Source organism: Ureibacillus chungkukjangi (genome assembly GCF_003217295.1).
Classification (GTDB): Bacteria; Bacillota; Bacilli; order Bacillales_A; family Planococcaceae; genus Ureibacillus; species Ureibacillus chungkukjangi.
This window is the reverse complement of sequence record NZ_QJTJ01000008.1, coordinates 1-14,896: the sequence shown is the minus strand read 5'-3', so window position 1 is coordinate 14,896 and position 14,896 is coordinate 1. Positions and strand designations below refer to the sequence as shown.

The window sequence follows — 14,896 nt, the reverse complement described above, 5'->3', positions numbered from 1 at the left end:
GCACAGAGCGTATTCGTAAATTGCGGGGGCATTTACGAATGCGCTTTTTTACAGAGGAAGTCAGCCAAAGAACGCTGCATCGTGCAGCAAAGGCTGACTGACCCACATCGTGTGGGCCCAAGTGAAATGGGCTCGTCCAGCTCCGAAAATAGCGCCAAGTCAATAAGTGGGAAAAACTAGAATAATAATCAACTTCATTTTTCTATTCACAATATTGTGTGATAAAATAAACTCGAAATAATTGAACTTTAGGATTAATGGGAGGCCACATTTAATGAGCAAAGTATTAGTTTTCGGACACAAAAATCCAGATACAGACACAATCACATCAGCAATTGTTTATGCATATTTAAAACAACAGCTAGGTGTTGATGCAGAGGCAGTAAGATTAGGTGAGGTAAATAATGAAACATTATATGCATTAGAGAAATTCGGTTTCGATTCACCTCGTTTAATCAGTAATGTGGCAGGCGAAGCAAGTGAAGTAATTTTAGTGGACCATAACGAGCGTCAGCAATCTGCTGATGGCATCGAAGAAGTAAAAGTGACGGAGGTAATTGACCACCACCGTATCGCAAACTTTGAAACATCAGATCCATTATACTATCGTGCTGAACCAGTTGGTTGTACTGCAACAATCATAAATAAAATCTTTAAAGAAAATAATGTTGAAGTACCATCTAATATTGCAGGGCTAATGCTTTCTGCAATCGTTTCAGATACTTTATTATTCAAATCACCAACTTGCACAGAGCAAGATGTACAAGCTGGAAAAGAACTAGCTGAAATCGCGGGCGTTAATGTAGATGAATACGGTTTAGCTATGTTAAAAGCAGGTGCTGACCTTTCAGATAAGTCGTTAGAAGATCTACTTTCACTAGATGGAAAAGAGTTTACTTTTGGTGAAGCAAAAGCCGTTATCGCTCAGGTAAATGCAGTAGACGTAAATGACGTATTAAACCGTAAAGATGAATTAGTTAGCTTATTAAATAAAAACATTGAAGAAAATGATTTAAGTCTATTCTTCTTTGTTGTAACAGACATTCTAAACAACAATTCAACAGCTGTAGTAGTAGGGAAAGTTGCTGAAGCTGCTGCAAAAAGCTTCGGAAAAGAATTAGTAAACGATTTAGTAGATTTACCAGGTGTTGTATCTCGTAAAAAACAAATCGTTCCTGTATTAACTGAAGGACTATAAAAATAAAAGGTTGACCCAAAAGTCGTTGGAAAATAACTTTTGTGGTCAACCTTTTTTATTAGAAATTTCATCAAGGGAATGAACAGCATAGTGGGAGCGGAATAGAACTGGAATGCATTTCATCGAACAAATGAACAGCATTATGCAAGCAACCCAGCATCTCAACGAGTTTCACCAACCAAATGAATTGCATCGCCAAGTAAAACTTTTCCCAAGTGCATTTCATCAATCAAATAAGTCCCCTGACACCTCCAAATCATTTTCACTGTTATTTCTTAAGCTTCAACGGGTAAACGGCTGGACCTTCAATTACGTTCCCTTCCTTATCAAAGCGGGAACCATGGCATGGGCAGTCCCAAGTTTCGTCCCCTTTATTCCAACGCGTTTTACAGCCTAGATGTGTACATTTTGGAGCTTCCATTCTTGTTAAATAGCCTTCTGCTAAATTGGCTGTGACAAAGCCAATGGTACTTAACCCTTTTAAGAGATTCTTGCCAAATTGATCCCGTGTTGGACTATATAGTTTTGCTGCTTTGTGATTTTCGTGGGTGATTAAACTCGATAATATTTCTCCTGCAACAAGGGAGTTTGAAAGTCCCCATTTTCTGTAGCCAGTTGCAATATAAAGGTCGGGAGTGTCCTCGGAAATCTGCCCAATATAAGGAACTAAATCTGGAGTATTAGGGTCTTGCGCACTCCAAAGGAAAGGGGGCTCCGATAAATTAAAGGTAGTCTCCATCTCCTCCTTTAATGTTTCGTAATAGACCTCTGTATCTTCAACCTCTCCCGCAGTGTGACTACCGCCCCCGTAAATAAGGTAAGGGGTATCGCCAATTAATGCAGTCCGGACAGTATGTGAAGAGCTTTCAACTGACAGGTACTGCCCCTTTAGTAAATCGGTAGTTTTAGAGGCCATTAAATAGGAACGGTCGATTGAAAGCTTTGTTGTAATTAGTCCTTTGATAGACTCGATTGGGTAGTGCGTGCATAACACTAATTTTTTGAAGGAAACCTTCGAATCGTTGTCGGTTAATACGAACTTCTCATCAATTTCAATCTTTGTTACGCGACTATTTGCATAGACTGAAGCACCGTTCTCTATTGCCAGATTTAAAAAATGGGTGGCAAACTTAGTTGGATGAATTTGTGCCGTGTTCTCCATTTTAAGTGCAGAGGTTACATCGAACGGTAGCTCTGTTTCTGTTGTTTCAACACCTGGGATATTTAACTCGTTATAGGCATATAACTCTTTATCAATCGTTTGCTTACCGGAAGCCGTTGTAGCATATAAATAAGAATCCACTCGTTCAAAGGTATCCTCTGAAGCAACCTCTAATGCGGAATCGATTGCATTTTTATTTGCCTCATAATAGGTAAAGACCTCCTCAGTAGAAAAGTATTTTATTAGCTTCGAAAAAATAACTCCATGCTGAGGCGTTAGTTTACCAGTAGAATGTCCAGTCGTGCCAAAAGCAAAAGCTGGCTTAGCCTCGAGTAAAACAACATTAACTCCTTTTTTTGCAAGGAGATATGCCGTGTAAATTCCGGACAATCCGCCCCCAACAACACATACATCACAATTTATTGAAGCCGATAAAGTAGGTAATATAGGTGCTTCAACATTTTTTAACCATAGAGAATTTTGCATACTTGCCTCCAGTTTATTTATATTTGTACAAAGAAAAGCTTGAAACGAATAATATAAGGCAACAAATTTTACTATTATGGTGAAATTGGTCATTTTCATAAAGTATTGGAAAAAATCAATAACTATATTCAATGAGCACTTTGATTGTGGGAAAATTATTTCACACTTAAAATGAAGGAAAGAGGAGGAGTTGCATAGTGAAAGTAGAAGTATGGTCAGATTATGTTTGTCCATTTTGTTATATAGGAAAACGTGAATTAGAGCGATCAATTAAGGATTCTGGGTATGAAGGGCAGATAGAGGTAGAGTTAAAGAGTTTTTTACTTGACCCTACTACACCTGTTGATACAAACAGATCCGTTTATGCTAGCTTAAGTCAAAAATTTAATATATCAGAAGAGCAAGCTAAAGAGATGACGAAAAATGTGAGCGAGCGTGCAAAAGAAGTTGGTTTAGATTACAATTTCGATATTATGAAGGAAGCAAATACAACTGCGGCGCATCGATTAGCAAAATGGGCCGAAACAAAAGGGAAAGGCTCGGACTTAAGTGAGAGACTTTTACAGTCATACTTTTTAGAGGGTGGCGCAATTGGTAAACCGGATGTATTACTAGGCCTGATTGAAGAAGTAGGACTTAATCTTGCAGAGGCACGTGAAGTGCTAGAAAGTAACCAATATAGCGATGAAGTAGAAAATGACATCGAAAAAGCACAAAGCTTGGGTGTTCGTGGTGTTCCATTCTTTGTCATTGACAACAAATATGGGATTTCGGGTGCTCAGCCAAAAGCTATATTCGACCAAGCAATTTCAAAGGCTGCAGAAGAAGCAGGTTTAAAGCCGAAATTAAAAATGGTTGGGGAAAATGGAATTATTTGCACCGATGGGCAATGTGATATATAGAAGTTACATTTTCTTCTAATTATTATAGTTCTGTAATATAATATCATTCAAAAGTATGAGATAAATTATCTTGAAATAGCAATTCAACTCCTTTAACATTATTCCTAGATCTTTATTTTTAGATAAAGAATAAGATTAAAGGAGTTTTTTATTATGACAAATGTATTAGTAATCAAAGCAAATAACCGCCCAGATGGCGTTTCAACTAAGATGTACGAAGCATATATAGAAGAAGCAAAAAAAGTAGAGGGTGTAGATTTAACAATTTACGATTTATTTAAAGAGGATACACCATATTTTGGACAAGAATTATTTGATGCTTTTGGTAAATTGCAGGCAGGCGAGGCATTGACGGAAGTTGAATCTAATCTATTAGCAGCAAAACAAAAAGCGATGGATGCAGTAACTGCAGCTGATGTAGTGGTGCTTGCTTTCCCACTTTGGAACTTGACAATTCCAGCAAAATTACAAACGTTCATCGATTATGTTTACTCGGCAGGATTTATGTTTAAATATTCTACGGATGGACAAATGATTCAGTTATTAACAGACAAAAAATTTGTAGTATTAAATGCTCGCGGAGGTTTCTATTCTTCTCCTGAAGCACAACCGATGGAAATGTCAGTTAACTACATTAAAAACGTATTTGGTGGAGTTGCAGGAATGACATTGCTTGATGAAGTAATCATTGAGGGACATAATGCAGATCCAGGCAATGCCCAAGAAATTATTTCTGAAGGTATTGAACGCGTAAGAGCTTCAGCACAAAAATTAGCTACTGTAAATGTGTAATCTTTTGAAATCCCCCGCCTACTAAAAGGCTGGGGATTTTTCATTTTACTAAAATGAATAGAATCATAAGTAACTTCATAAAATCTTGAAGTGAAATAGCCTTGGCTGCTGATGTATTACTAATAACCTTTGTATGTAAAGCTGCGCTTACCATTTATATCAAAATATAGAATGGTACATTAATCCTGGTATGGGCATATACTAATTTCATTCGGAACTTTATAAGTATATTGTACTGCTTTAGTTAAGGTTGGGGAAAGGAAAGTCCAAACCGAATACCTGTTCGTGGTCAATGCTCTTTTTAAAGAGATAGGAGAATCGCTGGAGAAGAGTGCTACATGAAGTTGAGAAATGGTCACAATGTTGAAGAAAATAAGGTCATGTATCACTTGTCAAAAAGCTTTTAATTACCCATACTAAAAAAGAGTATGTAGTAGAAAGGAAATTTGCTTTTATGACAATTAAGCGATGGGCAGAAGAGTTAGCTCAAATAGTTAATCCTAGTAATATTAAGACCAATGAATCTTTAAAAACATATACAATGACTAAACTTGGGGGCAGTGCAGATGTATTTGTCCTACCTGAAACAGAAGAAGAAGCAGCGGCAATTGTAAAATATGCACACCAAAATGAGGTTCCTCTATTAATGTTAGGGAATGGTTCTAACATGGTTGTGCGTGATGGCGGTGTACGTGGAATTGTTATTTCATTTACTAAGCTCGATGAAATCCGTATAGACGACGAGAAAATCTATGCACAAAGCGGTGCACTCATTAAAGAAGTATCTAGACTAGCAGCAGTAAATAGCTTAACAGGCTTCGAATTTGCATGCGGTATACCTGGCTCAGTTGGTGGAGCTATGGCTATGAACGCCGGAGCATATGGCGGAGAGATTAAAGATATCATTATAGACTGTACGGTTTTAACTAAAGAAGGCGAACGAATTGTTCTCTCTAAAGAAGAACTAGAGCTTAGCTATCGAAAAAGTATTATTGCAAAAAAAGAGTATTTTGTATTATCTTCAAACTTCCAGCTTAAAAAGGGAGACCAAAAAGAGATTGATGAATTAGTTGCTGATTTAACATATAAACGAGAATCCAAGCAGCCTTTAGAATACCCATCAGCAGGTAGTGTGTTTAAACGACCACCAGGATACTTTGCAGGCAAATTAATTCAAGATAGTGGCTTGCAAGGTAAAGGCGTTGGCGGTGCGGAAGTATCAACAAAGCATGCAGGATTTATTATTAACAAAGGAAATGCAACTGCAACTGACTATATTGAGACAATTGAGATGGTTAAACGTACCGTTAAAGAGAATTTTGATGTAGAGCTAGAATTAGAAGTGAAAATTGTTGGTGAAGATGTAACAAATTAAGATTATGAAGGCGCCTCTCAATGTTGGAAGGCGCTTTACTTCATTCAAAAACATATTAGAACATATACATAGTGAGGTTTGTAAATGAAATTTATATCATGGAATGTTAATGGCATCCGTGCCTGTGTAAAAAAAGGCTTTAACGAATATTTTAATGAGGTCGATGCAGATTTTTTCTGTATTCAAGAGTCGAAATGTCAGGATGGACAAATTGAATTACCGTTTGAGGGGTATCATCAATATTGGAATTATGCTGAGAAAAAGGGCTACTCGGGGACTGCAATTTTTACAAAGCATGAACCAATAACAGTTAGCTATGGTGTTGGAGAAGAAGAAAGTGAATCAGAAGGACGTATTATTACATTGGAATATAACACATTCTATATAGTAAATGTATATACACCTAACTCTCAACGCGATTTAGCTAGATTACCAAAACGTCTTGATTGGGAAGATAGGCTTTCTCAGTATTTAAAGGAATTGGATACTAAAAAGCCTGTTATTTATTGTGGAGATTTAAATGTTGCCCACGAAGAAAAGGATTTGAAAAATGCAAAATCGAATATTGGAAATTCGGGTTTTACTTTTGAAGAACGGGGTAAAATGACAGAGTTACTTCAATCCGGGTTTACGGATTCGTTCCGCTATTTTAACCCTAAAAGAGAAGATGCATTCACTTGGTGGTCTTATATGAGTAAAGTACGTGAACGTAACATTGGTTGGAGAATCGATTACTTCATCATTTCAAATCGACTAGTGGATCAGGTTCTTAAAACAGATATTCATGGACATGTATTAGGGAGCGATCATTGCCCGATACTATTGGAAATAGAGCTTGATTTATAAAAATATATGTAGGTAGGCGAAATCTTTGTCAAAGCCAATATTATTAAATGTAACAGAAGAAATTGTGCAGGGTCTTGTAAGGTTTTTGTTACATAGCCCTGACTATCAAACATTTTGCGATTGTGATTTCTGTCAAATGAATATTTCGGCAGATGCTTTAAATCATTTGCCGACTTATTATGTATCAACTAGTGCTGCTAGAGAAGAAGCGTATCTTACATTAAAAACACCCGAGCATATCGAGTTAATAAATAAAAAAATAATCGTAGCAATCCATACAGTTGGAAAAAAACCTAACCATACAATCTAAAATGTCCAATTAGTCCTTCAAAGACTTTTTGGACATTTTTCTTCAAGTTTAATTTAAATACAAGATAACCCCCCTGCTTATTGTTTTAAGTTACCTTTTTAGGGAGTGTTGTAGTAAAATTAAACTGATATTTTGAAAGTGAGGAGACTTGTTATGCCAACACCTAGTATGGAGGATCATATCGAGCAAATTTATTTGTTAATCGAAAATAAAGGATATGCGAGGGTGTCGGACATAGCTGAAGCATTATCTGTTCTTCCTTCCTCAGTAACAAAAATGGTGCAAAAATTAGATAAAGACGGATATTTAATATACGAAAAATATAGAGGACTTACATTAACATCAAAGGGTGAAAAACTAGGTAAACGTCTTGTTAAAAGACATGAATTACTTGAGCAGTTTTTAAGGCTAATTGGCGTAGATGAGGAACGTATATATGAGGATGTTGAAGGAATCGAACACCATTTAAGCTGGAATTCAATCGATCGAATAGCTGACCTAGTCCAATTGCTAGAAGAAGATACACAACTAGTTAAAAGATTAGAAGCAATGAAAGAACAATAAAACACTTCAGGATTTAAAAGTGGAAAGGAAAAACAAAATTGAGCGAATTACAATCAGGTCAAGTTGTTGAGTTAACAGTATTAGAGGAGCAAGGGTCAAAGTGGATATTAACAGATGGTCATGTAGAAATCCCTTTAAATAGTTCTGATATATTAACGCCTCTAGTGGCAGGCGAACGAGTAAAGGTTTTCTTATATGCAGATCGTCGTGGCAATTTACAAGCAACAACAGCTATTCCAGCGATCCTACAGGGTGATTATGGCTGGGCTCGAGTTATCAAGGTAACGAAAGAGGGAGCATTTGTTGACATCGGTTCATCTCGAGAAGTTTTAGTAAAAGAAGAGGATTTACCTCCATTAGAAAGTGTATGGCCAGAGGTTGGAGACCATCTCTATTTAACATTACGTACAGATCGCAATGGGGATTTATTTGGCCGTTTAGTAACAGAAGAAAAGGTGAACGAAATATATGAAGGCGCCTATGAAGAAATGCATAACAAAAATATCAAGGCACGCCCTTACCGTTTATTACCTGTAGGAGCTTTCTTACTTGGAACGGAAGAACCATATCGAATTTTTGTTCATAATACCGAAATGGAAGCTGAGCCAAGACTTGGTGAAGAAGTAGAAGTACGAGTTATCGCGGTAAAAGAAGATTCATCATTAAACGGCTCTTTACTTCCTCGAAAGCATGAAAGACTAGGACAAGATGCCGAGGCGGTATTTGCATACTTACAAAGCGTTGGTGGGAAAATGCCATTTGGTGACAAGTCTGCACCAGAAGAAATAACTGAAATGTTCCATATGAGTAAAGGTGCCTTTAAAAGAGCGCTAGGGACGTTGATGAAGGCCGGTAAGGTTAAGCAACAAGATGGTTGGACAGAAATTTTATAGAGAATAAGAATAAGCTGTGGCCAGTCATTAATATTGTGTCACAGCTTACTTTGTTCATAAAGCTAATGTTTACAATTTGAAATCAAGAGAAGGACGGATTGGAACCTTTTACTTTTTTTTACGTACTAATTGTTGAAAAACATAAAAAGGGGATGCTTGGGATGAAACAAAAGTATTTATCGATTATCACAGCATGGTTATTTATAGTTTCAATTATTATGCCAATGAGTGCCTTGGCTGCTGATAATAATAGCCAAAATGCTATAAATGAAAAATTAGGAGTACCAATTGTCGTTTACGGAGCAAATTTATCCGAGGAAGAAAAAGCAGTTGTAAAAGATGCGCTACAAGTAGACAAGGATCCAGAGGTAGATGAAATCACAGTTTCTGGTGAGGATTTAGTTAAATATATTAGTGCTAGTAACCCAAGTTCGAGAATGTATTCTTCTGCAAAAATCACTCGTGAAGAAAAAGGAAAAGGACTTATCATTAGTATTGTTACACCAGATAACATTACTCAAGTAACATCTGAAATGTATGCTAATGCAATGCTAACGGCGGGAATTGAAGATGCAACAGTGGAAATTGCTGCACCCAAAGCTGTAACTGGTCACTCTGCACTTGTTGGTATATACAAAGCTTACGAGGTAAAAACAGGTGAAACATTAGATACAGAACGTACAGATGTAGCGAATGAGGAGCTTTCTGTAGCAACTCAAATTGCCGAAAATGCGAATATAAGTGATGAACAAATCGCAGAATTATTAACAGGGATTAAACAACAAATTGCTGAGTTAAATCCTGCTACAAAAGAAGAGGTAGAACAAATCGTTGTAGATCAATTAGCAAAGTTAAATATTGAATTAAGTGAGCAAGATCGTCAAATATTAGTGGACCTAATGAATCGTATTAGTCAGCTTGATATTGACTTTTCAAAGCTATCAGACCAATTATCTGATTTAGCAACAACATTTCAAGATAAATATGGAGAGCTACTTCAAGATGAAGGCTTCTGGAACGGTGTGAAGGACTTCTTTAATAAGTTAATTGATACAGTTTCATCGTGGTTTAAGTAGTATTAAGTATGAGGGAATTTGTGTTTGAATAAGCGAATCATTACCATTAGTTACCTAACTATGATATATTTTTAGCAAATGGGAGGGATGAACATGGATTTTAAACTAATTGAAAAAAGTCCAAAACATTTTGCGTTTGAGTATGTACAAGAAGGGGAAAAACTAGCTGAAATTGAATGGGTAGAGAATAATCATATTATGGATATGAACCATACCTATGTTTCAAATGCGTTGCGAGGTCAAGGGGTAGCAAAAAAATTGCTAGACAGAGCAGCTGATTATGCTAGAGAGAATGATTTGAGGATGAATGCTATCTGCTCATATGTAGTGTCTGCATTTGAAAAAAGTGAAGCTTATAATGATATTAAAGCATAATAAAAAATGAGTACCTAATTGTAGCTTTACTACAATTAGGTACTTTTTTGTACAGATAAAAGTAAAAACAAAAATAAGCTTAATCGCATTTTATAACGATTAAGCTTATTTAAAAGGGGCAATTTAATAAAAAAAAGTAAATCCATAAATAAATGTAGTTAGAAGTGTTGAGGCAACAATAAGTGAAGTGACCTCTTTCCAATCATAAGTAATTTCTTTGTTATTCATCAGCAATATTTCCTCCTTAAATTATATTTTGGTTTTAAACTATATCTTAGGAGCGTACACTAGTTTGAATATTGGTAAATAAACTTTTAACTATTAATATTAGATATTCATCAAATCCAAAATTATTCATTTTTGAGCTTTGAATTTTATTCTTTCCACATTTTGATAGAATCTAAACAAGAAAATAAAGTTTAAATGAGCTATTTTAGGGAAATATAAACTATAACACTTTTATGGAGGGGATAATGATGGCAAAGCTTAAAGGAAAAGGTGTTGTAATGACAGCATTAGTCGCTGGTGCAGCTTCATTTTTAAGTAAAAAGAAAAATCGTGATTATACGGTTAAATTTTTAAAAGACATGAAGGCACAATTCTTTGGTTCGCATACAAATAATAAATATAACTCATTAAAAGAAATTGCAGAAACAGCAGCAGGCCCTACATCTACAAAAATCCGAGAAAACAACTTTATCTCTGAAGGTGGAGGACAAACCGCTCTAGCCTATTACAATGAAAGCGATCAAAAGCAGGTTCATTAAAATAGAAAAAACGACAACTATTTTGGTTGTCGTTTTTTCTTTTAATCGAAAAGGTATTTTTTTGAGTATTGTTTGCCGAATAGTAAATCGTATTGTATCATCTCATACATTTCTTCCAATTCTCGCATATCGGCAGGGGTTTCACTAAATAATTCACCGTTTTTATCAACCTTCACTGAATTAATATAGCCGGGTAATTGTGTAGCATAATTTTTTAAGAACTGATAATATTTTGGCATTTCTAAACCAGCATTTTCAAAGATAAAAGGAGATAGAAACGCAGGGCTTAATAGTTCTGGTATTTCAATCGAATGTCCAAAATTTCTCCAAACTAATAATGGTGTCTGCCTCGTAAGGTACTGTCCTTCCAAGAACGAGCTTTCTTTATTAAGGTAGCCGGTTTCGTTGTATACAGCCATTTCTGTACCTAGTGAAGGGAGATGATCTCCAAACAGAACAATAAGAGTGGGCTCCTTGCTATTGTTAAAATAATCAATCATTCGACTTAATTCATAATCTGAGTCAGAGATGCCGGTTGCATAGGTTTCAATCATCCCTTTGGTACTGTCAGAGAATTCATTTTCCACTATTATAGAATTTTCTTCATATAGATCCGTAACATAAGGACTATGGTTTTGCATAGTCACAGCATATACAAAAATTGGCTCTTCTTTCTCCTCAACTTTACTGATGATTTCATTAGTAATGGTTGCATCTCCGATATATTGGCCTTTAATAGGTGAGTCTGCTAAATCCTCACCTGATATGAAATCGTCAAATCCTAATAAATCATAGACATTTTCTCGGTTCCAATACCAGCCGTGATATGTGTGTAGAGCAAATGGATAGTATCCTATATTTTCAAAAACACTAGCCATAGAGGGTGTTTCTTTCTTGATGTATTGCTGATAAGCACTAGAGCCACTAGGTAAAAATACATTCGATAGACCTGTTAATGCCTCGAATTCTACACTTGAAGTCCCACCGCCAAAAGTAGGGGATAGAAGTGTACTGTTCATATAGTGACGAATGGTAGGAAGTGGATCTTTATTAAATTCAACTGATTTGAGTTTAGTAATATCAAAAAGAGATTCACTCATAACAATAATTACATTGGGCTTTATATTGTTTACAGGATTTACATCTATATCGATAGAATCTGCAATTTCTTTAATGGCTTTTTCTGAATAGCCCTTTGGTTTTTCGATAAACACATCAGGCATGTATAAAACAAAAGATAAGATTAAGCCATTTATCGTTACATTAGTTTTAGGGGTAGAAAGGGCATTGCTGATTCCATACTTTGCAAATACTTGCTTAGTTGGAGCTTTGTCATTCAGTGTAAAGCCGACTATGACTAGTAAAGAACAAATAAGCAAAATGACTCTTGGTATCCACTTGGCTTTATAGTTAGGCATAAATTTACAGAATAGAACTAACAGAGCTATTAAAATAATTAATAAAAATAGGTATTTTAAATCTACAACCTTCGCTACTAAGGGAAGTAAGTCTACTAGTTGTTCGTATAAGAATAAATCCCAAGGGTATAGAGGTTCATTTAATATTTGGAGCTTATAATAATTGACTACATTCATCAAGGTGAAAACTATGAATGTAATGGACAAAGAGATGGAAATATTATTGAAAACACTATAAATCAATAATTGGACCGACAAAATTAGTAGATAAGTAAAGAAGATTACCCAGAATTTATTATTCCCTAGCCATTGAAGTACAACGGCTAAATCTCTTGAATATAAATATTGAAAGAGAATAATTTCTATAGCTGGTGCTAGAAGGAATAACACTACTAATAAAATAAGAAGCCAATGTTTTTTGATAACAGTCAATAATATCAACTCTTTTCCTCAATTAACGTATTAATTGTAAATAGGTTATTTTCTAAAATTAACAAAATATTAACAATTTTTAAGATATTATAACATTAATGTAAATTTTGGTATATGTAAAGTTAGAGTGGAAAGCTTTTATATTAAAAAAAGGGTAGCCTCACATAAGTGAAGCTACCCTTTAAATGCAATTAAGCTTTTGTAATTTCTTTTTTCATTGTTTTGTTTTTAGCAAGGTTTACATGCCAAGAAAGAGCTTCCTCTAAAATGTGAGGAGTTTGAGCATTGTTTGTTGCTTCAACTGCGCGGTTGTAGTAATCCCATAATTGCTCTTTGAAATCTGGGTGTGCACAGTTTTCAATGATTAAAGGTACACGTTCTTTTGGAGCTAGGCCACGTAAGTCAGCAATACCTTGTTCAGTAACGATAACATCCACATCATGCTCAGTATGGTCTACGTGAGATACCATTGGTACGATTGATGAAATAGCGCCACCTTTAGCATAAGACTTAGTTACGAAAATACCTAGTCGAGCATTACGTGCGAAATCTCCTGAACCACCGATACCGTTCATCATACTAGTTCCACTAACATGCGTTGAGTTAACATTTCCATAAATATCTAACTCTAAAGCAGTGTTGATAGAAATTAAGCCGAGTCGACGGATAACTTCTGGGTGGTTAGAAATTTCTTGTGGACGTAAAACTAATTTGTCCGCATATTTTTCAAGGTTTCCGTAAACTTTTTTCTGAAGCTCTTCAGAAATTGTAATTGAAGTAGCAGCAGCGAAGCTTACTTTACCAGCATCGATTAAATTGAATACAGCATCTTGAAGTACTTCAGATGCAACAACTAAATCTTCAAATTCTGAGTTGGCAAATCCGTCTAATACAGCATTTGCTACAGAACCTACACCTGATTGAAGTGGCATTAATTTGTTAGTTAAGCGACCTTCTTTAATTTCGTTGCGGAAGAAGTCTAATAAAATGTTTGCCATATCTTGAGTTTCTTCATCTGGTGGTACGATTAGTGAAGGAGCATCTGGCTCTTCAGAAATAACGATTGCTTTAATTTTAGCAGGATCAACTTTTATACCGATATCACCAATACGTTTAACAGCATCAGTCATTGGGATTGCTTCACGCTCTCCTTGTGGTCCTGGTACATAAATATCGTGAATACCGATTAAGCTCTCTGGATGAGCAATATTTAGCTCGATAATAATGTTTTCTGCATACTCAGCAAAAATTGGTGAGTTACCTACTGAAGTTGTTGGAATGATTAAACCATCTTCAGTAATTGCAGCAGCTTCTAAAATTAAATGCTTGATTGGTCCGATAATACCTTGGCGAACTAATTCAGCGTTGTGAGAAAGATGAGCATCTACATATAGAATGTCACCAGTGTTAATTTGAGTACGGATACCTTTATCGCCTTGGAAAGGTCCGCGCTTGCGAATAACTCCAGCTCCAGCTAAGAAGTTATCCACTTCTGGTCCAAGAGAAGCACCAGTATATACATCAATTTTGAATTTTTCATTTTTTGCACGTTCAACTAACGCCATTGGGACAACTTTCGCATCACCAGCGCGAGTGAAACCACTCATACCAACTACATCACCATCATTAATAAGTGCAGCAGCTTGTTCTGCAGAAACTACTTTATTTAATAATTCTTTCAAACCTAAACGTTTTTCAACACGTGGATCCATAAAAAAAATCCTCCCCTATATTAGAAAGTAAAGAGAAAACTGTTTGTTATTTTCTATTAACTTAGTTGAAATAAATTTCAACTTGTATAATGTATAATAGCATTGAAATGTCACAAAATCTCCATAAAACGCATGAAAGTGCTTAAAAAATGTTTTTTCGAGAAAAATATAGATATTTCGATTGATATAGAAACCCGTAAGAGAAAAAAGAGAAATTAGACGGTGTATAAATATACAAATGACCTTTGCACAATGTGCAAAGGTCGATATAATAAAAAGTTTATAATCTTATATTAAAATAATTTAAAGCTGTGCTAATAAAAGCCCATAAATTAAAAAACTGTTATTAGAAGCCTAGAGAACGGCGGAAATAGCTAGCATAACGCTGACTCACCGGAATTCTTGTACCATCCTTCATAATAAGTAGGAAAGTTGAATGTGAATCTGGTTGAATTTCATCAATATAGTCAATGTTCACAATGTAAGAGCGGTGTGTTTAGTGCAAAATAGAAGTACAGAGTTTTGAAAAGGAAAAGTACATAACGTTGCAACTCAAGTTTCAACAAAAAAAGGCTTGCCAGCCTCACA

The 14,896-nt window shown here is 35.5% G+C and carries 14 protein-coding genes and 1 pseudogene; 11 read left to right on the top strand and 4 right to left on the bottom strand.

Annotated features, from left to right (window positions below; genetic code table 11):
- Positions 1-274: 274 nt before the first annotated feature.
- On the top strand, positions 275-1,198 hold the full coding sequence (locus BJ095_RS07950; RefSeq protein WP_107934765.1) for a manganese-dependent inorganic pyrophosphatase: 924 nt from the start codon (positions 275-277) through the stop codon (positions 1,196-1,198).
- Between the two features lie 268 nt (positions 1,199-1,466).
- On the opposite strand, the gene BJ095_RS07945 is transcribed toward BJ095_RS07950, so the two are convergent.
- Complete coding sequence (locus tag BJ095_RS07945) at positions 1,467-2,846, bottom strand: FAD-dependent oxidoreductase (protein WP_107934766.1); 1,380 nt, start codon at positions 2,844-2,846, stop codon at positions 1,467-1,469.
- 197 nt (positions 2,847-3,043) lie between these two features.
- Between BJ095_RS07945 and BJ095_RS07940 the strand changes: the two genes are divergently transcribed.
- The 10 genes from BJ095_RS07940 (at position 3,044) to BJ095_RS18995 (ending at position 10,746) form a co-directional block, all read left to right on the top strand.
- Positions 3,044-3,748 carry a DsbA family oxidoreductase gene (locus tag BJ095_RS07940; RefSeq protein WP_107934767.1) on the top strand — a complete coding sequence of 235 codons (705 nt, stop codon included), beginning with the start codon at positions 3,044-3,046 and terminating at the stop codon, positions 3,746-3,748.
- Between the two features lie 153 nt (positions 3,749-3,901).
- Complete coding sequence (locus tag BJ095_RS07935) at positions 3,902-4,540, top strand: FMN-dependent NADH-azoreductase (protein ID WP_107934768.1); 639 nt, start codon at positions 3,902-3,904, stop codon at positions 4,538-4,540.
- A gap of 454 nt (positions 4,541-4,994) precedes the next feature.
- Positions 4,995-5,915: a UDP-N-acetylmuramate dehydrogenase gene (murB, locus tag BJ095_RS07930; RefSeq protein ID WP_107934769.1), complete on the top strand. Its 921-nt coding sequence runs from the start codon at positions 4,995-4,997 to the stop codon at positions 5,913-5,915.
- Positions 5,916-5,999: 84 nt separating this feature from the next.
- Positions 6,000-6,761 (top strand): exodeoxyribonuclease III, encoded by a 762-nt coding sequence (locus BJ095_RS07925; protein WP_107934770.1) that lies wholly within the window; start codon positions 6,000-6,002, stop codon positions 6,759-6,761.
- Between the two features lie 25 nt (positions 6,762-6,786).
- Entirely contained in the window at positions 6,787-7,071 is a 285-nt protein-coding gene (locus BJ095_RS07920) for a late competence development ComFB family protein (RefSeq protein ID WP_107934771.1), read from the top strand.
- Positions 7,072-7,224: 153 nt separating this feature from the next.
- Complete coding sequence (gene mntR / locus BJ095_RS07915; RefSeq protein WP_107934772.1) at positions 7,225-7,635, top strand: transcriptional regulator MntR; 411 nt, start codon at positions 7,225-7,227, stop codon at positions 7,633-7,635.
- A gap of 38 nt (positions 7,636-7,673) precedes the next feature.
- The gene (locus BJ095_RS07910) at positions 7,674-8,528 is read left to right on the top strand and encodes a CvfB family protein (RefSeq protein ID WP_107934773.1); all 855 of its coding nucleotides are present in this window, start codon (positions 7,674-7,676) and stop codon (positions 8,526-8,528) included.
- Positions 8,529-8,689: 161 nt separating this feature from the next.
- Positions 8,690-9,604, top strand: coding sequence for a DUF1002 domain-containing protein (locus BJ095_RS07905; protein WP_107934797.1), 915 nt, complete (start codon positions 8,690-8,692; stop codon positions 9,602-9,604).
- A gap of 93 nt (positions 9,605-9,697) precedes the next feature.
- Positions 9,698-9,979: a GNAT family N-acetyltransferase gene (locus BJ095_RS07900; protein ID WP_107934774.1), complete on the top strand. Its 282-nt coding sequence runs from the start codon at positions 9,698-9,700 to the stop codon at positions 9,977-9,979.
- A gap of 476 nt (positions 9,980-10,455) precedes the next feature.
- Positions 10,456-10,746, top strand: a complete 291-nt coding sequence (locus tag BJ095_RS18995; RefSeq protein ID WP_181417998.1) for a hypothetical protein — start codon at positions 10,456-10,458, stop codon at positions 10,744-10,746.
- Between the two features lie 41 nt (positions 10,747-10,787).
- Here BJ095_RS18995 and BJ095_RS07890 read toward each other — a convergent pair whose 3' ends face one another.
- The 3 genes and pseudogenes from BJ095_RS07890 to BJ095_RS07880 all read right to left on the bottom strand — a co-directional run.
- Positions 10,788-12,596, bottom strand: coding sequence for an LTA synthase family protein (locus BJ095_RS07890; RefSeq protein WP_107934775.1), 1,809 nt, complete (start codon positions 12,594-12,596; stop codon positions 10,788-10,790).
- A gap of 191 nt (positions 12,597-12,787) precedes the next feature.
- Complete coding sequence (locus BJ095_RS07885; protein ID WP_107934776.1) at positions 12,788-14,308, bottom strand: succinate CoA transferase; 1,521 nt, start codon at positions 14,306-14,308, stop codon at positions 12,788-12,790.
- A 346-nt stretch (positions 14,309-14,654) separates the two neighbouring features.
- Positions 14,655-14,801, bottom strand: a pseudogene (locus BJ095_RS07880) (LytTR family DNA-binding domain-containing protein); the annotation flags it as partial.
- Positions 14,802-14,896: the final 95 nt, after the last annotated feature.

Bases quoted from the DNA above. Each gene is read 5' to 3' on its own strand.
- BJ095_RS07950 (WP_107934765.1), top strand. From the start codon at position 275: ATGAGCAAAGTATTAGTTTTCGGACACAAAAATCCAGATACAGACACA.
- BJ095_RS07945 (WP_107934766.1), bottom strand. From the start codon at position 2,846: ATGCAAAATTCTCTATGGTTAAAAAATGTTGAAGCACCTATATTACCT.
- BJ095_RS07935 (WP_107934768.1), top strand. From the start codon at position 3,902: ATGACAAATGTATTAGTAATCAAAGCAAATAACCGCCCAGATGGCGTT.
- murB (WP_107934769.1), top strand. From the start codon at position 4,995: ATGACAATTAAGCGATGGGCAGAAGAGTTAGCTCAAATAGTTAATCCT.
- BJ095_RS07925 (WP_107934770.1), top strand. From the start codon at position 6,000: ATGAAATTTATATCATGGAATGTTAATGGCATCCGTGCCTGTGTAAAA.
- mntR (WP_107934772.1), top strand. From the start codon at position 7,225: ATGCCAACACCTAGTATGGAGGATCATATCGAGCAAATTTATTTGTTA.
- BJ095_RS07905 (WP_107934797.1), top strand. From the start codon at position 8,690: ATGAAACAAAAGTATTTATCGATTATCACAGCATGGTTATTTATAGTT.
- BJ095_RS07900 (WP_107934774.1), top strand. From the start codon at position 9,698: ATGGATTTTAAACTAATTGAAAAAAGTCCAAAACATTTTGCGTTTGAG.
- BJ095_RS18995 (WP_181417998.1), top strand. From the start codon at position 10,456: ATGGCAAAGCTTAAAGGAAAAGGTGTTGTAATGACAGCATTAGTCGCT.
- BJ095_RS07885 (WP_107934776.1), bottom strand. From the start codon at position 14,308: ATGGATCCACGTGTTGAAAAACGTTTAGGTTTGAAAGAATTATTAAAT.